Source organism: Ferrimonas futtsuensis DSM 18154 (assembly GCF_000422645.1).
Taxonomy (GTDB): Bacteria; Pseudomonadota; Gammaproteobacteria; order Enterobacterales; family Shewanellaceae; genus Ferrimonas; species Ferrimonas futtsuensis.
This window is the reverse complement of the sequence record NZ_AUGL01000017.1, coordinates 79,272-104,546: the sequence shown is the minus strand read 5'-3', so window position 1 is coordinate 104,546 and position 25,275 is coordinate 79,272. Positions and strand designations below refer to the sequence as shown.

The following is a 25,275-nucleotide window of genomic DNA, read 5'->3' as shown; positions in this document are numbered from 1 at the left end:
CAGTGCCCGCCGTTTTTGGCGCCCAGCGCGCCCAACTCTGCAGACTCGTGAATCCTACCTGAGTCAGCCTGCGGATGTTTTTGGCCCACCGCGTCCTCTTAGCGAGCCACCATCATGCCACGGATAAAGGCTTCCAGTTCGCCGTAGGAGCGGAAGTAGCCGGGCACCGGGTAGGGACTGCGATACGCCTCATTGATGACATTGCGGGTGATCTGGCTGATGTCTTCCTCTTTCACCATGGTCAGCAGCGGTTGAATCTGTAGCTGGGCACACAGGTTGTGCACGGCGTCCACCAGGGCCAGGGCAAGATCCGCGTCCGTTGACCCCTTCAGGCCGATATGGCGGGCCATCTGAGCCATGCGGGGCTGGGCAAAGGGCAGGTAGAAGGCTAATACATGGGGCAGCACCATGGCATTGGCCAAGCCGTGAGGCACGCCATAGAAGGCGCCCAACTGATGGGCGATGGCGTGCACCCAGCCGACGCTGGTGCGGGTGAAGGCGACGCCTGCGTTGTGGGAAGCGATGGCCATTTGCCGTCGTGCCTCTTCGTCGTTGGCACCATCGTGGAAGGCGCGGGGCAGGTGATCGAAGATGCGGGCCATGCTCTCCAGATTGAGGGCGTCGGTTTTCGGGGTGGCGTAGCGGCTCAAGTAGGATTCCATCGCGTGGGTGAGGGCATCCATGCCGGTTGCGGCGGTGATGCCCGGGGGCAGGCCCATCATCAGGGAGGGGTCCAGCACCGCCAGCTCCGGCACCACGGTGAGGCTGATCACCACCTTTTTCTGGTGAGTCAGTTCATCGGTGATCACCGCGGCGGCGGTGGCTTCAGAGCCGGTACCTGCGGTGGTGGGAATGGCCATGAAGTAGTGTCCGCGCTTACGCAACTTCAGCATGCCGGGCACCCGACGGGGATCGATGTTGTGGCGGGCGCAGGGGTTGATCACCTTGGTGGCGTCGATGGAGGAGCCACCGCCGATGGCGATGACGCCGTCGAAATCGTGGTTGCGGCAGTGTTCGATACCGCGCTCGATGATGGAGAAGTCCGGATCCGGGACAATGTCACTGAACACCGAATAGTCCAGCCTCGCCTCATTCATGGTGTCCAGCAACCGTTGGAACACCGGCAGACCCACAAATGCGGTGTCGGTGATCACCACCGGGCGCCGGATCCCCTGCTTCGCCAACTCGGCAATCCCTTCCGCCAGGGCCTGGTTGCCACTGATCACCTCCGGGCTGGCGATGGGTAACACCCGGTAGACGGGCTTGGCCAGGGCGGCCCAGCCTTTGTACAGGGTCTGGCGCAGGGCGAATCCCGGCTCAGGTGAATGGTGGTTGGGGTGAAGCGATTGATTCATGCTGCCCTCCCTCTCGGCTGCTGCCGGTAACTCCCGCCGGCTCATGAATGTTGGCACCGACTAGTCGGTCGGTTGTCAGACTAGGCGATGGCGTTGGCCCATGTCAACTCAGTGTCACAGTTCACACATTTAGACTGTTTATGAGCAAGATAACAGAGGGTTTGCTTCAGATGTGAAGGATTTGGCTCGCAGTTGATTTGGCACAAGAGCGGGCGGCAGGGCAGTTTCGCTGGCGGCATCAGGAAACGGGGCCGTGGCAGGGGCCCCTTCGGTGGACATTCAGTGTTCGTGGCCGTGATGATGGCCCTGGACTCTGGCGGGGCGGCGCGGGAACCCCTGGTTAATCATCTTTGACAGCAAGGGATCCTGCTCGTTATCGCCAATGTCGGCGTAGTCGGTCAGCTGATAGCTGTCCCAATGGTCCATCCAGTTGCTGACCTCTTCGTCGCCGGTTTGCACCGAGACCAGACTGAGCTGCTGATGGGGCGCAGACAGTGTTTCAAGCAGGCTCAAGCCGTCGAGCCACACCAGCTTGGTGTCGCCCTGGGCTCGGTCGTGGTGGAGATCGCAGCCTTCGCCCTCCTGTCTGACCAGAGGCAGCGCTTCCAGGGCAGTCTGGGTGATCAACTGATGTTTGAGTTGCCACAGGCGCTCGCCGGAACGGGCGGCGATCTCATCGGGCTGGTATTCGATTCCTCTCTGGTGTTGTTCAAACAGGCGCTCTAACTGCAGCAAGCCGTTGCGGGTGCGGGTCCAGCGCTCGGTGATCCCCTTGGCGGGCCAGTGCAGGGCGACCCGATTGCCCTGACGAACCAGGGTGAGCTCCTGAGCGGGCTGGGCCGCTGGCTGCAGTCGGTAGTGAGCCACCAGGGTGTCCTGGTCGCACTGGGCCAGGGCGGGGCCGGCGATCAGGGCGAGAGAGACGAGAGTTGTCTTGTACATCGGATACTCCAAAGGGAGCGCCAAAGCGCTCCCTTGTCTGGTCGAAGGGCTAGTTCAGGGCGTGTTCGGCACGGCCACTCAGGTCGGCGGCATGCTCCATCACGTGGAACAGATAGCTTTGCTCATTGGTGCCGGTCACCAGTTGGGCGCCGGGGCCGCAGGCGTAGACACCCACATCTTCGGCGGCGTGGGTTTCCGAGCTCCTTGGAACCAGTGCCTCCTGGTGGTACCCCGGGGCGGTGGTGTCCACGTCGGTGAGATCGTGACGTCCGGCGTTGATGGCCTGATGGTAACTGGCGTCGGCGTCGGTCTCATCGCCCAGGTCCTGGAAGCCCCGGCCGTTGGTGTAGCCCAGGGTGGTGTAGGGCAAGCCGTCGGATGCGGAGGCCTGTTCGCCATCCACACCGACCACCTTGCCCAGGATGGGGTTGCCCCGCTTGGGGTAACCGGCGATGGTGAATACGTGGCTGTGGTCGGCGGTCACCAGGATCAGGGTGTCCTGAGCCGAGGTCATCTCGGCGGCCCTGGCGACGGCTTCGGACATCTCGATGGTGTCGGTCAGGGCGCCATAGGCGGAGCCGGCGTGGTGGCCGTGGTCGATGCGGCCCGCCTCCACCACCAAGAAGTAGCCCTTGTCGTTGTTGTCGAGGATGTCGATCGCCTTGGCGGTCATCTCCGCCAGGGAGGGTTCGCCGGCAATGTCGTTGTCACGGTCCGCTTCATACTGCATGTGGGACTCGTTGAACAGACCGAATACCTTGGTGGCGGTGGCGGCATCGATGGCGTCGAAGCCGCTCTTGTCCATCACATAGGTGCCCTGAGGGTACTGAGATTGCCACTCGCTCACCAGGTTGCGGTTGTCGGTGCGGTCGCCCTCGACCGAGGAGCGGGCATCGGCGCTGTTGGCTGAGGCATCCTTGGGCAGGAAGTGTCGGCGGCCGCCGCCCATCACCACGTCCAGACCGTCCACATCCAGGCCGCTGAGGCGCCCCTCAAGATACTGTTCGAACTTCACCAACTGATCGGCGATGTCGGGAAAGCCGGCGTCCACGGCCTCCTGAGGCATGTCGGAGACATCCTCCCAGTTGCGGTCGGCGGACTTGGCGTAGGTGGCGGCAGGAGTGGCGTGGGTGATGCGGGCGGTGGACACCACTCCGGTGGACATGCCGGCGATCTCGGCCATCTCGATGGCGCTCATCAACTCGTTTCCGGCGACGGTGGTGTGGTCGCCGCGAAGGATGTCCTCATCCACCCCGATGACCCCCACGTCGGTCTTCACGCCGCTCACCAGGGCGGTCATGGTGCCGGCGGAGTCCGGAGTCTGGGCGTCGACGTTGTAGGTCTTCACCAGGCCGGAGTAGGGGAAGGTGTCGAAGCTCAGGCTGTTCTCTTCGCCCTGTCCGCCTTTCATCTGGCCATCCAGAATGCGCGCTGCGGTGACGGTGGAGACGCCCATGCCATCGCCGACAAACAGGATGACGTTTTTGGCGGCGCCGCGGCGGTTGTTGGCGGTGCGCGCCTTGGCGGCGGCGACGTTGGACTCACCGGCCTGGTAGTAGGGGTTGCCGGTGTTGGTGGCGATGTCCGCCTTGGCAATGCGAAACGGCTCTGGGGTGACCGCGTCGTTGTCATTGTCACTGGAGTTACAGCCTGCCAGGGCGGCGGTGATGGCCAGGGCCAGCAGGGATTGAGTGGTCAGTTTCATTGGGCTACTTCCTTATTTGGCAACCAGGTTCAGGGCGTCGTCAATCAGGTGGAACACCTGGCTCTGTTCCATCACTCCTTGAACATGCTGAGCACCGGGGCCGGTGGCGTGCAGGCTGATGTCTTCCCCGGCATGGGTTTCCGAGCTCTTGGGGATCACCGCTTCCTGGTGGTAGCCGGAGGCGGTGGTGTCGATCAGGGACAGGTCGTGGCGTCCGGCGGCAATCTCTCGGTCGTAGCTGGCGTCGCCATCGGTTTCTGTGCCGAGATCCTGGAGGCCACGACCATTGGTGTAGCCCAGGGTGGTGTAGGGCAGGCCATCGGCGGCCAAGGCCACCTGGCCATCGACGCCGACCACCTTGCCGAGGATGGGGTTGCCACGACGGGGGTAACCGGCGATGGTGAATACGTGGCTGTGATCGGCGGTCACCAGAATCAGGGTGTCGTCGCCGGCGGCGGCCTGGGCCAGCTCTACCGCCTTGGCCAGCTCAATGGTGTCGGTGAGGGCGGTGGAGGCGGAGCCGGCGTGGTGGCCGTGATCAATGCGGCCGGATTCCACCACCAGCAGGTAGCCGTCCTCATCCCTCTTCAGGATCTCAATGGCCTTGGCGGTCATCTCGCTCAGGGAGGGCTCGCCGGCGATGTCGTTGTGACGGTCCGCCTCGTACTGCATGTGGGACTCGTTAAACAGGCCCAGTACCCGGCTGGTGTTGGCGGGGTCGATGGCATCGAACCCCGCCTGGTCCATCACATAGACGCCATCGCTGTACTTCTGCTGCCACTCGGCGGTCAGGTCTCGGCCGTCGGTGCGATCCCCCTCAATCGAAGAGCGGGCATCGCGGCTGTTGAAGGCGGGGTCCTTGGGCAGGAAGTGGCGTCGGCCACCGCCCATGACCACATCCAGACCATCGACCTGTGCGTCAGGGAAGCGGGCTTGCAGATTCTCTTTGAAGTTCACCAGCTGGTCGGCAATGTCCTTGCAGCCGGCGGCCACCGCCGCCTCAGGCAGGTCGGAGATGTCCTCCCAGTTGCGGTCGGCGGATTTGGCGTAGGTGGCGGCAGGGGTGGCGTGGGTAATGCGGGCGGTGGAGATGACACCGGTGGCCAGGCCCTTGATTTCGGCCAGCTCGATGGCGGTCGTCAGCTCGTTGCCGGTAACTGTGCCGCACTGGCCGCGCTCGATGTCCTCGTCGACGCTGAGTACGCCGGCATCGGTTTTGACGCCGGCGATCATGGCGGTCATGGTGCCGGCGGAGTCCGGGGTCTGAGCGTCGGTGTTGTAGGTTTTCACCAGGGCGGAGTAACCGAACTTCTCGAAGCTCAGGGCATGCTCCTCACCCAGCATCCCCTGCTGCTGACCTTCGAGGATTCGAGCGGCGGTCAGGGTAGAGATCCCCATACCATCGCCCACGAATAGGATGACGTTCTTGGCTTGGGTGCCCTCCTCGGCGGTCAGCTTGTTCAGCAGACGCTGTTGGGCCTGCTGGTACCAGGGGTTGCTGATCTGATAGTTGGGCAGGACCTGGGCCTGAGCGGAGTGGCAGAGCGACAGGGCCACGGCGGTGGCGAGAGAGCTCCATAAAGGTTTCATAACGGCTTCCTGTAGTTGTCGTGCTCGGATACGTAAGCGGAAGCAGGTTATCTGTGGAATGTGTCGATGAGGTTAAGAGGGGATGTCACTAACATGAATGAAAAAAGACCGCAGTGCGGTCTTTTTCGGAAGGGATATCAGGTATTACAGGAACACTTGCAGGGCTGGGGTCTGGCCGCCAACCGCTTCACCATCGGCTTTGGAGAGCTCTTTCACGTCCTCCATATTGGCGATGACCAGGGGAGTCAGTACGCTTTTGGCGTGCTCCTTCAGGTAATCCAGGTCAAATTTCAGGATGGGGTCGCCGGCTTTCACCTTTTGCCCCTCCTGAGCGATACGCTCGAATCCATTGCCCCTGAGTTCGACGGTGTCGATGCCAAAGTGGACAAACAGCTCCAGCCCCAGATTCGACTCGATACTGAAGGCGTGGTTGGACTCGAATATCTTGCCAATGGTGCCGTCAATGGGGGCATAAACGGTGTCGCCGCTGGGATCGATGGCGATGCCGTCGCCGATGATCTTGCGAGAGAACACCACATCCGGCACCTTTTCAATCTCCACCACTTCTCCGGAGACCGGAGCCACCACGGTAATCCCGCCGGTGGGGGGTGTATTTTTCATCATACGTTGCATGCGGCTGAAAAATCCCATGCGCACCTCTTTTCCTTTATCCCTGTTATTGTTGATCTTATCTAATTTTTGCTATGAATCACAGCGAGTTAAGTATAGATGTTAATTCCCTTGTGGTCTGACTCCTCAGCGCCCGTTCCAACACCTTCTGACAGCGGCTGACACTGAGCGCAGACATCGCACTCTTGATGGCCGGTCTCTGGGTGGGAACCATGGAGAGGCCGTCGATACCCAGGGCGACCAGAAGAGGTAACGCCTTAATATCTGAGGCCATTTCTCCACAGAGGGTGATTTTCATGCCGCGTGCCTGAGCCCGTGAGCATACCCAGGCCAAGGCTCGGATCATCGCCGGTGACACCGGAGTATAGAGCTTGGACAGGGTGGGGTCGTTGCGATCTGCCGCGTACAGATATTGGGTCAGATCGTTGGTTCCGATGGAGATAAAGTCCAATCGGCTGGCCAGGGCGTCGATGTTCATCACCGAGGCCGGGGTTTCAATCATGACCCCCAGTTCCGGTTTCTTCTGCTTCTGTTTCGGTGGCAGGTCGGCGGTGGCCTGGTCGTAGAGGTCGGCCAGCATATCCAGCTCCTCCACCTGGTTGACCATGGGCACCAACATTTTCACCTTATGGCTCTGACTCAACCGGGCGATGGCCCGAAGCTGTGGCAGCAGCAGATGAGGGCGTTCCAGCCCAAGGCGCACCCCGCGGTGCCCCAGAGCCGGGTTGGTCTCCTCCAGGTTCTCCTCCTCCATCACCTTGTCGGCGCCGAAGTCGAACAGGCGGATGGTGACCGGATGGGGAGAGATGGCGTCGGCGATGGTGCGATAGGCCTGATACTGCTCATCGGCGTTGGGCAGACTCAGCCTGTCCATAAACAGCAGTTCCGTTCGCAGCAGGCCAATCTCCTGGCAGCCGTAGCGTTCTACCTGGGGCAGTTCTGCCAGGGTGGCGATGTTGGCGGCGATGGTGATTTCGTGGCCGTCGGCGGTCAGCGCCGGGGCCTGGGCATCGTGTTCAATCTGCTCGAGGCGCTTCAGATAGTTGGCCATTCGGGCATCGAAGGCGTCGGACTGGACCCGGGAGGGGGTGACGGTGACCGTGGCCTGTTCGCCGTCGAGCAGGATGTCGGCCCCGTGGGGCAGGGGAGCCAGCTCCTCGGGAGAGAGCACCAGCAATGGCACCTGCATACCGCGGGCCAGAATCGCCAGGTGATCCTGATAGGTGGCTTGGCTGACCACCAGGCCACTGATGTCGGGGTAACGCAAAAACTCGGCAGGGGAGAGGTAATCCACCACCAGAATGTGTTTGTGAGACAGGCTTTTGGGTAGAGGACAGCGGTGGCCCAGGGCGTGCTGGGTCAGGCGCTGTTTCAGCTGCTGCAGTTCGGCGGCGCGTTTCTGAAGGTTGGGATCCTCGATGCCGGAGATCTCGTTCACCATGGGGGTGAGAACCCGCTCAAAGGCGCTGGCGGCACTGCAGTGGTGCAGGGTGACGTGCTGGTGAAGATCCCGCTTGAGCTCTTCGTCCTGGAGCATCAGCCTGTCGGCCTCGACCAGCTCTCGCTCGGTTTCCGACAGCGCCTGGGTCTGCAGCGCGTTCAGCGCATCGAGTTCGGCGGTCAACGCCTGGTCGATGTGGCTCAGCTCTGAAGGGATCTGCTGGTAGCCAATCTTGGAATGATCCACCGGGTTAAGGCGGCGATGGCAGCGATACAGCGCTCCCCGAACCAGACCTGCGGAGAGGACCTGGGCGACAAAGGTGTGTGACACTCCGTGTCCTCCCTTTCTATTCTCTAGTCCATGTTGGCGATAAATTGGCATAGGCTGTTGACGGCCTGTTCTGCCTGATCACCACTGGCGCTGACTTCGATTTCGGTACCGTGGGCCAGGCTCAGGGTCTGGAGACGGTAGAGGCTCTTGGCACTGGCCTGCTTTCCATTGCAATACACGATGATGTCACAGGGATACTGCTTTGCCTGCTGAACCAGCAGGGCGGCGGGACGAGTGTGGATGCCTTGTTTGGCGGCAATGGTTACAGACTGACGATACATGATCTGCCTTGAAGCTGGTGAGACGGCCTCAGCATACTGGTCTGGGTAACAGGAATCAACAAATCCACGAGTGAAGTGAGAGGGCGCAATATCGCCCTCCGGTTGCTCTCTGACAGGTCACACTTTGAACTGTCTCAGCAGATGGGACAGCTCGTCGGTGACCCCCTGTACCGACTGACTGGCGTTGGCATTGCTCTCGTTGGCTTTGACGGAGGCCTCGGCCAGTTCGGCAATGTTGCTGATGTTTTGATTGATTTCGCTGGTCACCTGGCTCTGTTGGCGGGTTGCGGCGGCGATCTGAATGTTCATATCGACGATGGTGGCGATCCTGTCCAGTACCTGATTGAGGGTATTACCCGCGTCGTTGGTCTGGTTTGACAGGTGGCCAAACTGCGACTGGGCAGAGTTTGCCGAATTTGTGACCTGGGACACGCCGGAGTGGATGCTGTCTATGATGGCGGCGATTTCATCGGTGGAGTTCTGGGTACGGCTGGCCAGGGCCCGGACCTCGTCGGCGACCACGGCAAAGCCTCTGCCCTGATCGCCGGCGCGGGCGGCTTCGATGGCGGCGTTGAGGGCCAACAGGTTGGTCTGTTCGGCGATGCCACGGATGGTGTCCAGTATGCTGCCTATCTGGGCGGAGTCCTGAGCCAGGCTGTCGGCGGTGGTGCCGGTCTGACTTATGCCTTGTGAGACCTGCTGAAGCAGGGCACGATTCTGCTGCATGGCGTCCCGGCACACCCCGACTTGTTGCTGGGTCTGGACCGCGGTGTCTGACGCCAGCGCGGTATTTCCGGCGACCTCTTCGGTGGCGGAAAGCATCTCTGTCACCGCAGAGGCCACCGATTGGGCCTCATGGTTCATGGCGTTGGCAGTCTGGTTTGACTGGGTTACTGTGGCATCCAACTGGGCCGAGCTGGCAGTCAGGCTCTGAATGTCACGACCGACGATGCGGATCAGGGTGGCGATCTTGTCGGTGAATTCATTAAAACCCCTGGAAAACAGCGACACTTCATCCTGGCCGTTGTCATCCAGTCTCAGCGTCAGATCCCCTTCACCGCGAGCGATCTCCTCCATGGTCCGGGTTGCCTTCTGCAGGGGCCGGGTAATAGAGAGGTTGATCATCGCAAACAGGGTGAGCAGCGGAATCGACAGCAGGGTCAGAAACAGGGCGTAGCTGGTCAGCACCTGGATCATATGCCCCTTTACCTGATGGGCGTCGCTCATCAGCACGAAGGTGATCTTATCCCGCTTAAATCCATACAGCCAGAACTGCATCCCCTGAACCTCGATGCTGAGCCTGCCCTGTTGCCGGGCAAGGGTCCTGAATGCTTGTTTGCCCTCCCTGGATTGGGCCAGTTGGGTCAGGTCATCATCCACGGTGCGCTGATAGATCAGTTCACCGTTGGCGTCGAGTTTGATCAGGTTGATGTTGTCTCCCAACTGCAGGTCCTGGATGAGAGTCTGGCTGTCCTCCAGTTTTAGGGATGCGATGGCCTGGCCCAGTTGTTGGGTGCTGGCCTCAGCATTGATGAGCAACTGATTGTGTTGTTGGGTAAGGCTGAACAGGGTATAGAGCAGGGTGGCCAGGGCTGTGAGACAGAGGAGTAGCAATAAGCGCAGGGACACCGACAGGCGGCGCAGCAGTGAAAGCATTGTATCTTCCTGATTATTAATTATTTTACCTTCTACTGCTTTGTATACACGGGCGGGGTTGCCCCGGTCATCTGACCAGATGAGGCAATTGCTGGCTTTGTGGCTGACTCGTCAAAATTTAGAAGTCTCTAAATTACAACTTTCGAATGTTCGTCGTGGCCCGTGGCCGATTTTGACGGGAATGTGTGGCGAGAAAAGGCGGGTAGAGTGACCCGCCCCGAAACTCAGACCTTGAAGTGGCGCAACTGATGAGACAATTCATCGGTGACGCCCTGCACCGATCGACTGGCGTTGGCATTGCTTTCGTTGGCTTTTACTGACGCCTCGGCAAGCTCGGCAATGTTGTTGATGTTCTGATTGATCTCGCTGGTCACCTGGCTTTGCTGGCGGGTAGCTGCGGCAATCTGCATATTCATATCACCAATGGTGGCGATCCTGTCCAGAACCTGATTGAGGGTGTCTCCAGCCTCATCGGTCTGGCTGGTCAGGTGCTGAAACTGTTCCTGGGCGGAGCTGGCCGACTCGGTGACCTGGGCCACTCCGGACTGAATGCTGTCTATGATGACAGCGATCTCATCGGTGGAGCTCTGAGTGCGGCTGGCCAGGGCCCGGACCTCGTCGGCCACCACGGCAAAGCCTCGACCGTGTTCTCCGGCACGGGCGGCCTCGATGGCGGCATTGAGTGCCAGCAGGTTGGTCTGATCGGCAATGCCGCGGATGGTGTCGAGAATGCCGCCGATCTGGGCCGAGTCCCGTGCCAGGGAACCGGCGGTGTGGCCTGTCTGGCCGATGCCGTCGGAGACCTCCTGCAGCAAGGTCCGGTTCTGCTGCATGGCATCCCGGCATACCCCGACCTGTTGCTGGGTCTGAGCGGCGGCTTCCGACGCCTGGGCGGTATTGCCTGCCACCTCTTCGGTGGCGGCCAGCATCTCGGTGACCGCAGAAGCCACCGAATGCGCTTCCTGGTTCATGGCACCGGCGGTCTGGTTGGATTGAGCGACTGTGGTATCAAGCTGTTGGGCGCTGGCACCTAAGTCGGATACGTCCCTGTTGACCACTTTGATGAGGTTGGCAATCTTTGCGGTGAATTCGTTGAAACTGGCGGAGAAGCGGGCCACCTCATCCCGGCCTGTGTCATCCAGCCTCTGGGTCAGATCCCCATCGCCCCGGGCGATCTCCTCCATGGTGTCGATCGCCTGTTTCAGCGGAGCGGTGATGGATTGATTCAGCAGCAGGAAGATCCCCATCACCGGACCGGCCAGCAGCACGAGGAACAGCGCGTACTCTCCCATGACCTCGGCCATCTGGGCATCGACTCGGCGGGAGTCACCCACCAGCAGAGATTGGCGGTCCACGGGGTAGAGCCACAGGGTGACTCCGGCGCGGTCTACCGCCTGAAGTGAACCAACGGGCAGCCTGGCCAGAGTCTCGACCGAGGGCAGCAGCCGTCCAAGTTCATTGTCGCTGCGCGTGAGGGTGCCGTTGCTGAGAGTGACTAGATTCAGTCCCTGGGGCAGGGAGAGTTGATTGGGCCAGTTGCTGTGTCCGCTGGCCAAAGAACTCAATGCCTGGCCCATCTGCTGGACTGAGTGCTCGGCCGCATGATGGAGTTCGCTTTTCTGCTGAGACAGGCTGAACCAGGTGTAGGCCAGGGTGGCACTGCCGGCCATGGCAAGCAGCAGCAACAGACGCAGGGAGATGGTGAGACGGCGCAAAGTGTGTAACATAGCTACTTCCAGAAGCTTAAGGCGTGGTATCTAAAGCCATGGGGGTCGCCACGGCCATCCTTGTCCGTAGGTTGCGGAAATGGGGTTCACCGCAACGCGGCGCTAACAATACCAAAAAAAGGCGACCCGTGGGCCGCCTTTTTGAACTCTGATCGAAACTTTATTGCTGGGTTTCTGCTTCTGTGAACACACCCGCAAACAGTGCTGAGGAGAGGTAGCGCTCGGCGGAGGAGGGCAGAATCACTACGATGGTTTTCTCTTTCAGCTCAGGCTGTTCCTCCAGCAGCTTATTGACTGCCACCACGGCGGCACCGGAGCTGATACCAGCCAGGATGCCTTCCTCCTCCATCAGACGGCGGGCCATGGCGATGGCATCATCGTTGGATACGCGCACCACCTTGTCCACCATCTCCAGATCCAGATTGCCCGGGATGAAGCCGGCGCCGATCCCCTGGATTTTGTGAGGACCCGGCTTGAGCTCTTCGCCGGCTTTGGCCTGGGAGATCACCGGAGAGTCTTCCGGCTCAACGGCCACACTCAGAACCTGTTTGCCCTTGTTCAATTTCAGGTAGCGGCTGGTGCCGGTGATGGTGCCGCCGGTGCCTACGCCTGCTACGAACACGTCCACTTCGCCGTCGGTGTCTTCCCAGATCTCAGGGCCGGTGGTTTGCTCGTGGATGGCCGGGTTGGCCGGGTTGTCGAACTGCTGCAGCAGCACGTAGCGCTCAGGATCGCTGTCGCGGATCTCTTCCGCCTTGGCGACGGCGCCCTTCATCCCCTTGGCGCCTTCGGTCAGCACCACATTGGCCCCCAGGGCCTTGAGCAGCTTGCGACGCTCCAGGCTCATGGTGTCGGGCATGGTCAGGGTCAGTTTGTAGCCACGGGAGGCGGCAACGAATGCCAGGGCGATCCCGGTGTTACCGGACGTCGGCTCGATGATCTCGCTCTCCTTATTGAGAACGCCGCGCTTTTCAGCGTCCCAGATCATGCTGGCGCCGATACGGCATTTGACGCTGAAGCTTGGGTTGCGGGCCTCGATCTTGGCCAGAACATTGCCGTCGGTGACCCGGTTCAGGCGAACCAGAGGGGTTTGACCGATGGAGAGAGAGTTATCGTCAAAAATTTTAGCCATCCTGTTGATGCTCCGTGCTTGCTCGCAATAATGCTGGGTTAGCAATAATAGTAGCCAGCATATCGGGGTTTTGCGCGACTGGAAGGTACGGTTCGTTATCCTATATTCCTGAATGGAATAACGGATGACATATTTGTGTATATGAGACGGAAATGGATGATTTCCATCTATTTGTGATAACGTCTCGCCATAGGAATTCAGGTAGACAAGGATTGTTGTGAGTCAGCACGCCGACCCCCGTACCATCATTACTCCCTACGCCTTCAATATTGCCCCTAGATTGCTTAACCGGCCTCTGGCTTCCCCTTGGCGACGGGGGCTGGCCATTGCCATCGATCTGTTGATGGTGGCCATATTGGCCGAACTGCCAGGCGATCTGCTGCTGGCCATCGTCCTGGCGGTGGGCTGGGTGCGCCTTCGTGGATATCGCATCAAGGGCAAGATGCAGACAGGAATCTTCATCGGCTTCGGCTTGTGGCTGCTGTTCGCCATGATCAACGCCACCATTCAAGGCTGGCCGGAAGTCTCACAGCCGGCAACAGAGCCCAGGGTTGAGGTGGAGCAGCCCGTGGAACTTGAGGGCATCTGCGCCGAAGGGGATGTAAGCTGTGTGCTCAGGGTGGTCGGTGACGTGACCGCCAAGGTGATGGGGGAGGAGTTTACCACCGAGCAGGAGATGAGCGACTACCTGATGGAGCGTTATGGCCTGGACCAGGCCCAGGCTCAACAGGTGGCGGCGGATATCATGAGTGACGATGAAGAGGAGGTCGACACTCTGGCAGAGTCATCGGGGCCTGCCGGGGTGACGCCCGAGCAGCTTCAGCCCGCATTGGACCATGCCCCGCCCAAAACCGATGAGGTGATCGATGCCCTGGGGACAGCGTTGGAACAGCGGGCGGAAAAAGAGGAGGCCGAGGCACAGGATGAGCCGGAGCGATTCAGCATCATCGGGGTGGTCAAAGGGATCATCGAAGATCTCGGACTGGGTCTGGGCTGGGCTTCGGTCTATTTCACTGTCTTTACCGCCTGGTTCCATGGTCAGACTCTGGGAAAGAAGCTGCTGGCGATTCGGGTGATTCAGCTGGACAATACCCCCCTGAGCTTGTGGGAGGCGTTTGGCCGGTACGGTGGTTACGGCGCAGGCCTGACCACGGGGCTGATGGGCTTTCTGCAGATATTTTGGGATCCCAACAGACAGGGGATCCACGATAAGATTTCGTCCACCGTGGTGGTTGACCTGCGCGCCAAGGCGAGAAAACGAGCCCGGGCGGAGCGCAGGAAAATAATGACAAGTCAAAAGGAAATGAATGGATGAGAGTGCTGGTTGTTGAAGACAGCGCCACTGTGGCCAAGGTCTTACTGCACCTGTTTCAGCAGGAGCCGGGCATTGAAGTGGACCTGGCAAAGGACTTTGCCACCGCCAGAGAATTGATGGAGCGCAATCGCTACTTTGCCGCTCTGTGTGACCGTTGCCTGCCGGATGCCCCCAATGGCGAGGTGATCGAATGGTCTCTGGCCAAAGGGTTGCCAACCATAGTGTTGACGGCCCAGATGGATGACGCTGAGCGCAGTCGCCTTCAGGGGCTTGGGGTGGTGGACTATGTCATCAAGGAGAACCGCTTCTCCTATCAGTACGCGGTGAATCTGGTCAGCCGCCTCAAGCGCAATCAGGCCTACCGGGTGCTGGTGGTGGACGACTCCCAGGTGGCCCGCAAGCAGGTCAAGGATCTGCTCGCCCGTCACCTGTTCCAGGTGGTGGAAGCGGACAGCGCCGATTCGGCCCTGATGCTGCTGGCCACCAACGAGTTCAAGCTGATGATCACCGATTACGAGATGCCGGTGATGAATGGCGTCGAACTGGTGTGCCGGGTGCGGGAGCGCCCGGGGGGCGACCAGCTTTCCATCGTCGGTCTCTCCGGTCAGGAGGAGGTGTCCGCCAAGTTCATCAAGTATGGCGCCAATGATTTCCTGCGTAAGCCGTTCTTCGCTGAGGAGTTCTATTGCCGGATCAACAATCTTCTCAAGGCGTGGGAGCTCAACCAGCAGCTGTGGCAACGCGCCAACCTGGATTACCTCACCGGGGTGGCCAACCGCCGCTATCTGATGACACAGCTCGAAGAAGCCCGCACTCTGGCGGGACAAAATGGTCAGAATCTCAGCCTGGCCCTGCTGGACGTGGACAGGTTCAAAGCGATCAATGACCAGCATGGCCACCAGGTGGGAGATCGGGTGCTGCAAGCCCTGGCCAGGGAGCTGAGCCAGAGCCTGGAGCGCTTTGTTATCGGCCGGGTCGGCGGCGAAGAGTTCGCGGTAGTGATGCCGGGACTGAACGGCGATCAGGCCTGGCGTCTGATTGAGGCGGTGCGCCGCAAGTTGACTTCGGCGCCTCTGAACCTGGGTGAGCAGACGCTGGCGGTAAGCTTCAGTGCCGGACTGTGTCAGGCGGCGGCGGAGGATCACACCGATGAGCTGTTGCGTCGGGCCGATGAGGTGCTGTATCAGGCCAAGGAAGCGGGGCGGAACCTGGTGTTGCTGGAGGAGGATCAGTGACGCCTGAGGCCTGCGCCTCTTTGCAGCGGGTCCTGCAGCAGCTGGGGCTGACTGGCGAGGAGGCGACGCAGCTTGCCTGTTTGGGCAAGCTGCGTCAGATCCGCTCGGGGGAGACACTGTCGGCGCAGGGGCAGGTGCCCACCCAGTTTCACCTGCTGCTTGAGGGGGTGTGCCACGGGGTGTATCACACCGAAAATGGTCGCCACTACAGTAAGGAGTTTTACTGGGAGGGCGACTGGGTCATCGGCTATGAAAGCCTGTTGACCGGCGAGCCGCTGCCCTTTGAGTTTCAGGCCGTCACCGACTCGACCCTGGTGGCCCTGACCATGGAGCCGTTGTCCCGGTGGCGTGAGCAGAGACACCCGGCCTACCTGACCCTGCTGGAGACCCAGCTGCTGTTCAAGGAGCGTAAAGAGCGCCTGCTGCTGCTCAGCACCCCCGAGCAGCGTTACCGGCACTTCTGTGAGCACTACCCTCAGCTGTTGCAGCGGCTGGCGGACTACCAGATTGCCGCCTATCTGGGGATCACCCCCATAAGCCTCAGCCGGATAAAGAGCCGACTTAACAAAGGTTAATTACCTTCGGGCTCAAACTCAGTACAGTAGCCGTCAACAGAGATTCAACGAGGCTTGTTATGCTCACCTGGCAGTTACTCACGTTCGACCAACTTTCCAACAACGCTCTCTACGACCTGATAAAGCTCAGGATCGACATCTTCGTGGTGGAGCAAGATTGCCCCTATCCGGAGCTGGACAACAAGGACCGCCTCCCCGGGGTGAATCACCTGTTGGGCTATGAGGGAGACACCTTGGTGGCCTGCGCCCGCCTGCTGCCTGCGGGAGTCAGCTTTGATGGGGTCAGCATCGGCCGGGTGGCGATGGCCATGAGCCAGCGCGGCAGCGGGTTAGGACACAGGCTGATGGCCGAGGCGCTGTCGCAGTGCGAGCGACTCTGGCCCGGAGAAGCCATCGAGATTGGCGCCCAGGAGCATCTGCAGGGCTTCTATGGCCAACATGGGTTCAAGACGTTTTCCGAGGTGTATCTGGAAGATGGCATCCCCCATGTGGACATGCGCCGGGTCGCCCGGTGATCTCCAGCAACCGCGCCCTGTGGCTGCTGATTGGCGGCAACCTGGCGGCAGCACTGTCTGATGTGGCAGTCAAATGCCTGAACGGCGAGGTGCCTCCCTTTCAGTACCTGTTTATCCGCCAGTTGATCGCCACCCTGGTGTTGCTGCCTCTGTGGCTGAAACTGACTCCGGCTGGACGCAGGCCAGGTCCCTGGGGCATCGCCTTGTTGCGCTCTCACCTGATTCTGCTGGGGGCCGCCTGCATGGTGGTGGCGGTGACCCACCTGCCCCTGGCCACCGCCAACGCGGTGTTCTACGCCGCCCCTTTGCTGATGCTGCCCCTGTCGGTGTGGATCTTGGGGGAGCGGCCCTCGACGAATCGGGTGCTGGCCACCCTGCTGGGGTTTGCCGGGGTGCTGCTGGTCCTGCGCCCCTCTCAGTTTCACTGGGCGGCGCTGTTTGCCTGTGGCACCGCCATCACCCTGGCGCTGTTTAACCTGTTGGTGCGCAAACTGCCCAAGGGTCAGTCGCCGGTGACCACGGTGTTCTGGACCAATCTGCTCTGCCTGCCCCTGGCCGCACTGCTGGCGGCGCTGAACTGGGTGCCTCTGGACGCGATGCAGGTGCAGTGGATCGTCGCCAGCGCCCAGGGGGTGCTGACCTACAACGCCATGGCGGTGGCCGCCTACCGCCTGGCTCAGGCCTCGGAGGTGGCTCTGGCGGAATACTCAGGCTTGCTGTTCGTTGCCCTGTTTGGCGTGCTCTGGTTTGCCGAGGTGCCCGATGGCATCACCGCCATTGGGATTGCCCTGATTGTCCTGCCCATTGCCCTGGTGTCTCTGGGTCAGAGTGGTTGGCAACGACTGAGGCGCAGGGCCGCCTGACCGAGCGACTATCACCGCCGGCCAACATAGGGTAGATTACGGATTCTCTTGTGAATCTGTTTGAAGTGAACGTGATGAGTCTCAATCCACCCATTGGCAGCGACATCCGCCTGACCACCCATAATGGCCATCAGCTGGTGGTGATGCCCCAGGAGAGCCGAGGGGCCACCAGGTTGTTTGTCCCGCTGTTTCTCAGTGTGTGGATGGTGGGCTGGGCTTTCGGCTGGGTCAGTGCCGCCAGGGAGGTGCTGGCGGGTGAGGGCGGGCTGTTCCTCATCGTCTGGCTTACGGGCTGGACTCTGGGTGGTGCCTTTGCCGGTTACGCCCTGCTCAGGAGCTTCAAGAAACCCACCCCCGAACAGTGGCTGCTGGCCAAACCCTCACTGCACATCGACACCGGCCTGCCGCCCATGCGCCATGTGGGGCGCCGCGGTGGCCGAGCCAGCTGGAAGGAGATGTTTCCCCAGCGCCAACGCTTCGAGCTGACCCCTACCGAGATGGCCACCCTGGCCCTCAGGGAGACCGACAGCGGCAACCGGCTGACCGTGGACCTCGGGGCTCAGCGCATCGAACTGGCCCAGACCGCCACCGAGATCGAGCGGGAGTGGCTCTATGAGCTGCTCAGTCTCAACTACCGGATCTGAAGCCGGGACTGGGTTATCCCTTAGAGCAGGGATTTTTCCATGGCCAGTGCCTGCATCACCACCTCGTCGGTCAGAGCCTGGCTGCTGGGGCCCTGGGTGACGTATCCCATGCGCGTGTAGAAGGGGTGGGCATTGAGTGAGGCATTCAGGCTGAGCCTGGTGAGCCCCACCTGGCTGGCGCGCTGCTCCAGGTGGTTTAACAGGCGGCGCCCAACCCCGGCGCCGCTGGCACCAGGATGGATATAGAGCGCCTGCAACCGGCTCTGACCCAGCAGTACGATGCCAAAACCCACCACACCCTGACCCAGATCTTCCGCGACCTCCACCAGGGCGTTGTCACTGACGATGACGCTGTGCAGCCATTGGCTGCGGTGCGGGTCCGGTGGCGGTGACCAGGCCCTGAGCACCTCCACCGGGTAGTGATTGCCGGTGCCCTGGTGGACCGACGCATAGTGGATGGCCACCAGATCGGAGGCGTCCTCTGCCAATGCGGTCCGCAAGCGACACTGTTGTAGGGTCTTCATTCTCTGCCCGGAAATGTACATTATTCCAACACAATAGCAGCTTTGGCTGGGGGCTTCATCTGAGCGTTGGGAAGGGGAGAGCCGGGCCCCAAAGGGCCCGGCGAAAGGGGGTTACAGTAACCAGGCGTAGCTGAACTTGGCGAAAACGCTGCGTTCCAGTTGCTCCAGGCCGTTGTCGACACCATCGTTGAAGCGGCCGTCGGCGTAGCCGGCGTAAAACACCGTCTGAGGGTTGACCTTGTAGGCGTAGAGCAGTTCGGTGGAGAGCGCCCGGGTGGTGGGGTCCACCTCTGTGTATTCGTAGAGGCTGGGGTCCCGGTCGATATCGCGGAAGATGGCGGACAACCTCAGGAAGCTGCGCACACTGAACTGCCAGTTCAGCCTCAGATCCGTCAGGTTGGCAGTAAACAGGGTGCCCTCATCCACCTTGAGCTCACGCCAGAGGTGGTCCACCTCCAGCACGATGTGGGACAGAGGCTGCCACTTGAGGTAGGAGCTCAGCTGGGTGCGGGTGGCGGGCTGGTTGTTGGCAAAGTCGATGTCATCGCCGTAGAGGGGATGGAACTCCAGCTCCAGGTTGCCCAGAGGTTTGAACTCGATGTTCAGGCCACCGAAGGTCTCGTCGAACATCGGCGCGTTGCCGTCGAGCACCAGATCCTCCGGACGCTCCCGGCGGCCGCGCCGTTCCCGGGTGACGCCCCACAGGGCCAGGTAGCTCTGATAGGCGCCCTCGGCGCCAAAGCGAAACTCCGCTTCCCGCTCCAACCGCTCGCCGTCGTTGTTTCGGGTCTCATCCACGTCGCCGTTGAGGCGAACTTTGGTGAAGAAGCCGCCCGTGGGGTACCAGTTGTAGCCGCCCCCGAGAATCGCCTTGGCGGAGTCGACATTTTCGATAAAGCCCAGGTCGGCGCGGAACTCCTCGTCGGTGTAGCGGTAGATGGCGTAGGCATCCCAGTTGCGGGTCTCATGTTTGAGCTCACCCAGGAAATGGGTACCGCTCTGCTCCAGCTGTCGGGTCCGGGCCGCCTGTTCGCCGTCGGTTTGTTCCGCCAGGTCCTCAGGGTACTGGGTGTCGGACCCCACCACCAGCCACTCCACGTAGGTCTGACTGCTGAAGTCGAATCGTCCGTCCAGGCCGTAGGTGTAGTTATGGTATTCGTTCGCGTCCCGGCCGGTGGCGATGGCCCCCAGGGAGAGGCGGTCACTGTGGTTGTAGCGGTAGCGAAGGGCGACGTTGTCACTGGCCCGGCCCAGGCTGGCGATGTCGGAGCTCAGGTTGCCCGGCAGCAGGAAGTTGGTTTTTTCGTCCCGGGTCTGCAGCAGGCCAAAGCTGTGGTCACCTCGTGCGCCGGTGAGTTTGGCGCCATATTCCGGCTCGGCCAGGTTGCGGGTGTGCACCAGGTTGGAGTAGGTCTCGAACTGGTCCGCATTGTCCAGATAGAAGGGGCGCTTCTCCGGGAAGAACAGGGCAAAGGTGGTGTTCACATCCAATTGTCCCGCATCCGCTTCCACCTGGGAGAAGTCCGGGTTGACCGTCAGGTTCAGCAGGGTGTCCGGGGTCAGGGTCCAGCGCAGATCGCCGCCGAAATCCAAGTTGTCGCTGGACTCCCAGCGGCTGGACTCACTGTCTCGCTCTTGGCTCTGGCGCAGGGTCAGCGATGGGGTGATCTGCAGCTGACGGCTGGTCTTGGCGTTGCTCAGGCCGGAGAGCTCACTCATCTGACACAGGGTGCAGGCGACGTTGCGATCCAGCGGCGTGTTGGAGAGGCGATAGGTCTTGTCCCGGGGCCAGAACCTGACCAGTTCTACGCCCCAGGTCTGGATGTCAAGGCTGTCGTCGAAGTTGAACAGGCGCAGGGGCAGGGCAATTTCGACGATGTAACCATCCTCGGTGAGTCGTCCGGCGCTGTGCCAGATGCCGTCCCAGGCGTCACTCTCCTCGCCGGTCAGTTCGTTTTCGATGGAGTCTTCCTGGACGCCGAGGGGGTTGATGAAGAACTGGTAGGCGAGGCGGCCCTGGTTCCAGGTGTCCAGCTTGATGCCGACCAGGTCGTCTCCCCAGGCCCGGTCTCGATCGCTGAGATTGGCACGGATCTCGCTCGGGTTGGGATCCTTGGCGTGGAAGGCCACGTAAAGGGTGTCGTCGTCGGCGATGATCCAGGCGGTGGTGGCCACCGGGGCCGGCGTATTCTCACCTGGCCGGGTCTCTATGGTGAGCGCCACCTGGGTGGCCTGTTTCCAGGGGGCGTCGTCCAGATGGGCGTCGATGGTGATGTTGCCTGACGTGGAGGGCAGGGTGATGGCGTGGGCGAACTGGGTGCAGCTTATAAGAGTTATCATTGCTGCCAGGCGCTTGAGCATGGTCTTGTTTCCGCTGTAAAAAAATGCCGCCCAATGGTGACATAGGGCGGCGTCGGGTTCGAGGTGTTGTGGTAAGAAAATGTTACTTCAGGGTTGTCTGTTTGCCAGTACGGAGTTGCGGTACTGGTCTACCCACAGGGCGGTGGCCCCGCAGATGGCCACCGGCATCACCACCAGGTTGACTATGGGGATCATGGCAAAGGCAGCGACGGCGGCGCCAAAGGTGAAGGCGGGCCCTTTGCGCTCGCCCAGGGCGGTGCGCATCACCCCGAAGTGAATCTTATGGTTGTCGAAGGGGTAGTCCAGGTACTGAATGGCCATCATCCAGGCGCTGAACATAAACCAGATCACCGGCGCGAAGGTCTGGCCGATGCCGGGAATGACAAACAGGATCAGCAGCAGCAGCGCCCTGGGCAGGTAGTATTTGAGCTTCTGCCACTCCCGGCCGAGGACCCGGGGCAGATCCTTGAGCACGTCGGCGAAGCTGTCGTCGTTGACCGTCTTGCCGGTGAGGCGCCGCTCCACCTGCTCGGCCAGCAGGCCGTTGAAGGGGGCGGCGATCCAGTTCATCACCGAACTGAAGATGAAAGAGAACACCACCAGTACGGTGACCACCGCCAGAGGCCACAGCGCCCAGTCCAGCCAGCTCAGCCAGTCTGGCAGCGAGGCCATCAACTGCTCAATCCACTGGGAGAGCTGCTGGAACAGCCAGTAGAAGGCCACGGAGAAGAGCACCAGATTGACCGACAGGGGGAGCAGTACGAAGCGACGTAGCCCCTTGGTGCGGATCAGTTCAAAGCCCTTGATGAAGTAGGTGGCGCCACTGGCGCCGGCTGGCAATATAGGTCGGTTCATAAACTCTGCATAAAAACTCGCAACTTAGCCCCATTTTGATGGTTGAATGTGGAAAAGGTCAACAATGGGGTTGTTGCTGGCTGTTACAAAAGCCCCGGGGTTTTGATAGAGTGGACTATCAAAAAAATCCCGTTGAAATTGTTGAGAATTTAATCGTCCGATGCGGCTGAAACAGATAAAACTGGCCGGATTTAAGTCCTTTGCGGATCCCACCAAGGTGCCCTTTCCTGCGCAGATGACCGCCATTGTCGGCCCGAACGGCTGTGGCAAGTCCAATGTGATCGATGCAGTGCGTTGGGTGCTGGGGGAGAGCAGTGCCAAAAATCTGCGCGGCGATGCCATGACGGACGTGATTTTTAACGGCTCCGGCAGTCGTCAGCCCAGCTCTGTGGCCAGTGTGGAGCTGGTGTTCGACAACAGCTCCGGCCGCGTCGGCGGCCAGTTTGCCAACTTCGCCGAAGTCTCCATCAAGCGTCAGGTGAATCGCGACGCCCAATCCAGCTACTTCCTCAATGGCAATAAGTGTCGCCGGCGGGACATTACCGACATCTTTATGGGCACCGGTCTGGGACCCAGAAGCTACGCCATCATCGAACAAGGCATGATCTCCCGCCTCATTGAGTCACGTCCCCAGGAGCTGAGGGTGTTCATTGAGGAGGCGGCAGGCATCTCCAAGTACAAGGAGCGCCGCCGGGAGACAGAGAACCGCATCAAGCACACCAGGGAAAACCTGGAGCGACTGGCGGACGTGCGCAGCGAGCTGGGGTCTCAGCTTGAACGGTTGCAGCGTCAGGCTGACGCCGCCCGTCGCTACCGCACCCATAAGGCCAATGAACGCACCTTGCAAAACCAGCTGTCTGCCCTGCGCTGGCGGGAGCTGAGCGATCGCATGACGGCGCTGGAAACTCAACTGTCCCAGAAAGAGACGGAGCATCAGCAGTGCCAGTCCGCCCAGCAGGGTGACATCAGCGCCATCCTCACTCTGGAACAGTCCCAGAGTGACCTCAAGGCTCAGTTGACCCAGCAGCAGCAGGGTCTCTACCTGGCCACCAGTGAAGTGACCAAGCTGGAGCAGCAGATCCTCCATGGCCGTCAGCGTCACCAGCAGCTGGAAGAGGAGCTTCGGCGCACCCAGACACAGCTGGACGGGGACGAGGGGCGCCGTCAGGCGCTTCACGAGGAGCGTGAGGAGCTGGCCGAGCAGCTTGAGATGTTGGAGCCGGAGGTGGAGATGGCCGCCGAATCCCTGATGATGTTGGAGGAGGAGCTGGAGCAGCTGCTGGAATCCGGCAGCGATCAGCAAGGCCAGCTGCAGCAAGCCCAGCACCGGGTCAGTGATCTGACCCGACAGCGGGATGTATGCCAAACCCAGCAGGCCGCCGTGGTGCGGGAGCAGGAGCAGCTGGTTCAGCGTCAAGGGAGAATTCAGAGTCAGCTGCCGCCGGTGCCGCAGGAGAGCCAGCAGCAACTCGAGCAGGCCCAGGCCCGCAAGGACACCTTGAGCGATCAGCTTCAATTGCGCCAGGAGGAACTGGCGGAACACAAGCAGCTGGCGGCGGAGTGTGCCGATCATCGGCGCGAAACGGAAGCGGCCCTGCAGCAGGTCCGAGAACAGTTGGGTTCTGCACGAGCCGAGCTGACCGCCACCCGAACCCTCATCGACGGCCTGCAGCAGCGGCTGCCCGCCCCCTATGATGAGTTGCCCAGGGTGTGGCAGCAGATTCAGATAGACAGCCGTTGGCAGCTCGCCCTCGAACAGGTGCTGGGGGAGTGGCTGCAAGCGGTGATCTCCGATGACACCCAGTTACCCCAGGGGCTGATGGCCCTGTCCCAGGCCGATGCCGGCACGGCTCATGGCCACTCCTTGCTGGCCAAGGTGAACTCCCCGCTGAACCTGGCCCCCTGGCTGGGTCAGGTACTCTGCGTGGACAGTGTGGAGTTGGCGCTCAGCCGCCTGAGTCAGCTAGAGCCCCACCAGTCGCTGGTGACCCCGCAGGGGGAGTGGCTCGGCCAGGGGTTTGTGCGGATGCCGGGGGGCGGTCAACGCTCTGTGTTGGCCCTCACCGACGACGAATCCCGGCTGATGGCCCAGGAGCACTCCCTGGAACAGGAGCTGGCGCACAAGGCCCAGTCTCTCGAGCAGGTGAATCAGCAGTTTGCCCAGTGTGAGGCCCAGGTCCAGGAGAGCGAGCGCCAGTGTATTCAGGGGCGCAGTGCCCTGATGCAGGCGGAGCTGGAGCTGCAGAAGCTGACTCAGCAGCTGGAGCACCAGGCCCAGCAGCGTCAGCAGGCCCAGGAGCAGCTGCAGGAGCTGGCCCTGCAGACTGAGCAGACCGCCGAGCAGGCGATGGAGCTGGAGGAGCAGCAGGAACAGATTCAGCAGGAGCTGGAGCAGCATCAGCAACGCCTGAGCCAACTGCAGGACGCCCACCACAACCACAAGGGGCAGAGCGACGCCCTGAGGGCCAGGGTGGCTCAGCAGCAGTCCTGCGTTCAGCAGTTGACCCTGCAGCGACAGACCGTCAGCACCCGGCTTCAGGGGACCGAGGCTCAGATGGGCCAGCAGCAGGGCAGTGCCGAGCAGTGGCGTGCCAGGCTGGAGGAGACCCGTGAGCAGCAACAGGGGCTGCTGGAGCCGTTGGCCGAGTGGCAGATGGAGCTGGAGATGGCGCTGGACCGGCGGGCAGAGCAGGAGCAGAGCATCGCCGGCCTCAATGAGCAGATGGCGGAGGTGGAAGCCCAGCTGGCCAGGATTCATGAAGCCAACCGCGGACAGATTGACCGGCTCAATGCCCTGACTCAGGTGATCACCGAACTGAAGATGGAGCACGAGGGTCTGAGAGTTCAGGCACAGGGACAACTGGATCTGCTGGCGGAATCTGAGGTGTCCCTCAAGCTGGTGCTGGATCAACTTCCTGCGGATGCGGCGGTGGCCAAGTGGCAGGAGGAGCTCACCAGGGTGCGTGAACGAATCAAACGCCTGGGGGCCATCAACCTGGCGGCCATCGAAGAGTTTGAGCAGCAGTCTGAACGCAAACGTTACCTGGATGAGCAGAACGACGATCTGACCGAGGCCCTGGATACCCTGGAATCCGCCATTCGCAAGATTGACCGGGAGACCCGGCAGAGATTCAAAGCCACGTTTGACGAGGTCAATGACGGGCTCGGTGAGCTGTTTCCCAAGGTGTTTGGCGGGGGCAGTGCCTACCTGGCGCTCACCGATGATGACCTGCTGGAGACCGGCGTCACCATTATGGCCCGGCCCCCGGGTAAGAAGAACGCCACCATCCACCTGCTCTCCGGTGGTGAAAAGGCGCTGACCGCTTTATCATTGGTGTTTGCCATCTTCCGGCTGAATCCGGCTCCTTTCTGTATGTTGGATGAGGTGGATGCGCCGCTGGACGACGCCAACGTCGGCCGATTCTGTCGTCTGGTAAAAGAGATGTCGGAAACGGTACAGTTTATTTATATTAGTCACAACAAGGTCAGCATGGAGATGGCTGACCAGTTGACCGGTGTGACCATGCATGAGCCGGGGGCATCACGCATTGTCGCGGTCAACGTCGAAGAAGCCGCAGCTATGGCTCAACTGTAATAAC

Annotated in this window: 20 protein-coding genes; 7 read left to right on the top strand and 13 right to left on the bottom strand. The window is 61.0% G+C overall.

Annotated features, from left to right (window positions below; all coding sequences use genetic code 11):
• Window positions 1-98: 98 nt before the first annotated feature.
• The 10 genes from G505_RS0112325 to cysK form a co-directional block, all read right to left on the bottom strand.
• Window positions 99-1,355 carry an iron-containing alcohol dehydrogenase gene (locus G505_RS0112325; protein WP_051216145.1) on the bottom strand — a complete coding sequence of 419 codons (1,257 nt, stop codon included), beginning with the start codon at window positions 1,353-1,355 and terminating at the stop codon, window positions 99-101.
• Between the two features lie 279 nt (window positions 1,356-1,634).
• Window positions 1,635-2,297: a hypothetical protein gene (locus G505_RS0112320; protein WP_028109833.1), complete on the bottom strand. Its 663-nt coding sequence runs from the start codon at window positions 2,295-2,297 to the stop codon at window positions 1,635-1,637.
• 49 nt (window positions 2,298-2,346) lie between these two features.
• Entirely contained in the window at window positions 2,347-4,002 is a 1,656-nt protein-coding gene (locus tag G505_RS0112315) for an alkaline phosphatase (protein ID WP_028109832.1), read from the bottom strand.
• A gap of 12 nt (window positions 4,003-4,014) precedes the next feature.
• Complete coding sequence (locus G505_RS0112310; RefSeq protein WP_028109831.1) at window positions 4,015-5,592, bottom strand: alkaline phosphatase; 1,578 nt, start codon at window positions 5,590-5,592, stop codon at window positions 4,015-4,017.
• Between the two features lie 144 nt (window positions 5,593-5,736).
• Window positions 5,737-6,243 (bottom strand): PTS glucose transporter subunit IIA, encoded by a 507-nt coding sequence (crr, locus tag G505_RS0112305; protein ID WP_028109830.1) that lies wholly within the window; start codon window positions 6,241-6,243, stop codon window positions 5,737-5,739.
• A 58-nt stretch (window positions 6,244-6,301) separates the two neighbouring features.
• The gene (gene ptsP, locus G505_RS0112300) at window positions 6,302-7,993 is read right to left on the bottom strand and encodes a phosphoenolpyruvate--protein phosphotransferase (RefSeq protein WP_028109829.1); all 1,692 of its coding nucleotides are present in this window, start codon (window positions 7,991-7,993) and stop codon (window positions 6,302-6,304) included.
• Window positions 7,994-8,016: 23 nt separating this feature from the next.
• The gene (locus tag G505_RS0112295; protein WP_028109828.1) at window positions 8,017-8,274 is read right to left on the bottom strand and encodes an HPr family phosphocarrier protein; all 258 of its coding nucleotides are present in this window, start codon (window positions 8,272-8,274) and stop codon (window positions 8,017-8,019) included.
• A 117-nt stretch (window positions 8,275-8,391) separates the two neighbouring features.
• Window positions 8,392-9,930, bottom strand: a complete 1,539-nt coding sequence (locus tag G505_RS0112290) for a methyl-accepting chemotaxis protein (protein WP_028109827.1) — start codon at window positions 9,928-9,930, stop codon at window positions 8,392-8,394.
• Between the two features lie 224 nt (window positions 9,931-10,154).
• Window positions 10,155-11,657 carry a methyl-accepting chemotaxis protein gene (locus tag G505_RS0112285; protein WP_028109826.1) on the bottom strand — a complete coding sequence of 501 codons (1,503 nt, stop codon included), beginning with the start codon at window positions 11,655-11,657 and terminating at the stop codon, window positions 10,155-10,157.
• Between the two features lie 160 nt (window positions 11,658-11,817).
• Window positions 11,818-12,789: a cysteine synthase A gene (gene cysK, locus G505_RS0112280; RefSeq protein ID WP_028109825.1), complete on the bottom strand. Its 972-nt coding sequence runs from the start codon at window positions 12,787-12,789 to the stop codon at window positions 11,818-11,820.
• A 217-nt stretch (window positions 12,790-13,006) separates the two neighbouring features.
• Between cysK and G505_RS0112275 the strand changes: the two genes are divergently transcribed.
• From G505_RS0112275 to G505_RS0112250, 6 genes are read left to right on the top strand one after another with little or no spacing between them, the layout of a single operon-like run.
• Window positions 13,007-14,104, top strand: coding sequence for an RDD family protein (locus tag G505_RS0112275; RefSeq protein WP_028109824.1), 1,098 nt, complete (start codon window positions 13,007-13,009; stop codon window positions 14,102-14,104).
• Window positions 14,101-15,339 carry a GGDEF domain-containing response regulator gene (locus G505_RS0112270; RefSeq protein WP_028109823.1) on the top strand — a complete coding sequence of 413 codons (1,239 nt, stop codon included), beginning with the start codon at window positions 14,101-14,103 and terminating at the stop codon, window positions 15,337-15,339. Before G505_RS0112275 ends, G505_RS0112270 begins: the two co-directional genes overlap by 4 nt.
• Window positions 15,336-15,914 (top strand): Crp/Fnr family transcriptional regulator, encoded by a 579-nt coding sequence (locus tag G505_RS0112265; protein ID WP_245568371.1) that lies wholly within the window; start codon window positions 15,336-15,338, stop codon window positions 15,912-15,914. The genes G505_RS0112270 and G505_RS0112265 overlap by 4 nt, the downstream gene beginning before the upstream one ends.
• Window positions 15,915-15,973: 59 nt before the next feature.
• On the top strand, window positions 15,974-16,429 hold the full coding sequence (locus G505_RS0112260) for a GNAT family N-acetyltransferase (RefSeq protein ID WP_028109821.1): 456 nt from the start codon (window positions 15,974-15,976) through the stop codon (window positions 16,427-16,429).
• Window positions 16,426-17,292, top strand: coding sequence for a DMT family transporter (locus G505_RS0112255; protein ID WP_028109820.1), 867 nt, complete (start codon window positions 16,426-16,428; stop codon window positions 17,290-17,292). The genes G505_RS0112260 and G505_RS0112255 overlap by 4 nt, the downstream gene beginning before the upstream one ends.
• Before the next feature lie 50 nt (window positions 17,293-17,342).
• The gene (locus G505_RS0112250) at window positions 17,343-17,936 is read left to right on the top strand and encodes a hypothetical protein (protein ID WP_028109819.1); all 594 of its coding nucleotides are present in this window, start codon (window positions 17,343-17,345) and stop codon (window positions 17,934-17,936) included.
• A 20-nt stretch (window positions 17,937-17,956) separates the two neighbouring features.
• On the opposite strand, the gene G505_RS21450 is transcribed toward G505_RS0112250, so the two are convergent.
• The 3 genes from G505_RS21450 to cysZ all read right to left on the bottom strand — a co-directional run bounded on the left by G505_RS21450 (window position 17,957) and on the right by cysZ (window position 21,676).
• Complete coding sequence (locus G505_RS21450; RefSeq protein WP_169628217.1) at window positions 17,957-18,460, bottom strand: GNAT family N-acetyltransferase; 504 nt, start codon at window positions 18,458-18,460, stop codon at window positions 17,957-17,959.
• Between the two features lie 111 nt (window positions 18,461-18,571).
• Window positions 18,572-20,800: a carbohydrate binding family 9 domain-containing protein gene (locus G505_RS0112240; RefSeq protein WP_245568370.1), complete on the bottom strand. Its 2,229-nt coding sequence runs from the start codon at window positions 20,798-20,800 to the stop codon at window positions 18,572-18,574.
• 108 nt (window positions 20,801-20,908) lie between these two features.
• A complete protein-coding gene (gene cysZ, locus G505_RS0112235; protein ID WP_028109817.1) occupies window positions 20,909-21,676 on the bottom strand; it encodes a sulfate transporter CysZ in 768 nt (255 codons plus the stop codon).
• 160 nt (window positions 21,677-21,836) lie between these two features.
• Between cysZ and smc the strand changes: the two genes are divergently transcribed.
• On the top strand, window positions 21,837-25,271 hold the full coding sequence (smc, locus tag G505_RS0112230; protein ID WP_028109816.1) for a chromosome segregation protein SMC: 3,435 nt from the start codon (window positions 21,837-21,839) through the stop codon (window positions 25,269-25,271).
• Window positions 25,272-25,275: the final 4 nt, after the last annotated feature.

Coding starts and splice junctions, on each gene's coding strand:
- cysK (WP_028109825.1), bottom strand. CDS start 12,789: ATGGCTAAAATTTTTGACGATAACTCTCTCTCCATCGGTCAAACCCCT.
- G505_RS0112320 (WP_028109833.1), bottom strand. CDS start 2,297: ATGTACAAGACAACTCTCGTCTCTCTCGCCCTGATCGCCGGCCCCGCC.
- G505_RS0112315 (WP_028109832.1), bottom strand. CDS start 4,002: ATGAAACTGACCACTCAATCCCTGCTGGCCCTGGCCATCACCGCCGCC.
- G505_RS0112310 (WP_028109831.1), bottom strand. CDS start 5,592: ATGAAACCTTTATGGAGCTCTCTCGCCACCGCCGTGGCCCTGTCGCTC.
- G505_RS0112270 (WP_028109823.1), top strand. CDS start 14,101: ATGAGAGTGCTGGTTGTTGAAGACAGCGCCACTGTGGCCAAGGTCTTA.
- G505_RS0112240 (WP_245568370.1), bottom strand. CDS start 20,800: ATGATAACTCTTATAAGCTGCACCCAGTTCGCCCACGCCATCACCCTG.
- G505_RS0112290 (WP_028109827.1), bottom strand. CDS start 9,930: ATGCTTTCACTGCTGCGCCGCCTGTCGGTGTCCCTGCGCTTATTGCTA.
- smc (WP_028109816.1), top strand. CDS start 21,837: ATGCGGCTGAAACAGATAAAACTGGCCGGATTTAAGTCCTTTGCGGAT.
- G505_RS0112285 (WP_028109826.1), bottom strand. CDS start 11,657: ATGTTACACACTTTGCGCCGTCTCACCATCTCCCTGCGTCTGTTGCTG.
- G505_RS0112325 (WP_051216145.1), bottom strand. CDS start 1,355: ATGAATCAATCGCTTCACCCCAACCACCATTCACCTGAGCCGGGATTC.
- cysZ (WP_028109817.1), bottom strand. CDS start 21,676: ATGAACCGACCTATATTGCCAGCCGGCGCCAGTGGCGCCACCTACTTC.
- G505_RS21450 (WP_169628217.1), bottom strand. CDS start 18,460: ATGAAGACCCTACAACAGTGTCGCTTGCGGACCGCATTGGCAGAGGAC.
- G505_RS0112260 (WP_028109821.1), top strand. CDS start 15,974: ATGCTCACCTGGCAGTTACTCACGTTCGACCAACTTTCCAACAACGCT.
- G505_RS0112295 (WP_028109828.1), bottom strand. CDS start 8,274: ATGTATCGTCAGTCTGTAACCATTGCCGCCAAACAAGGCATCCACACT.
- crr (WP_028109830.1), bottom strand. CDS start 6,243: ATGGGATTTTTCAGCCGCATGCAACGTATGATGAAAAATACACCCCCC.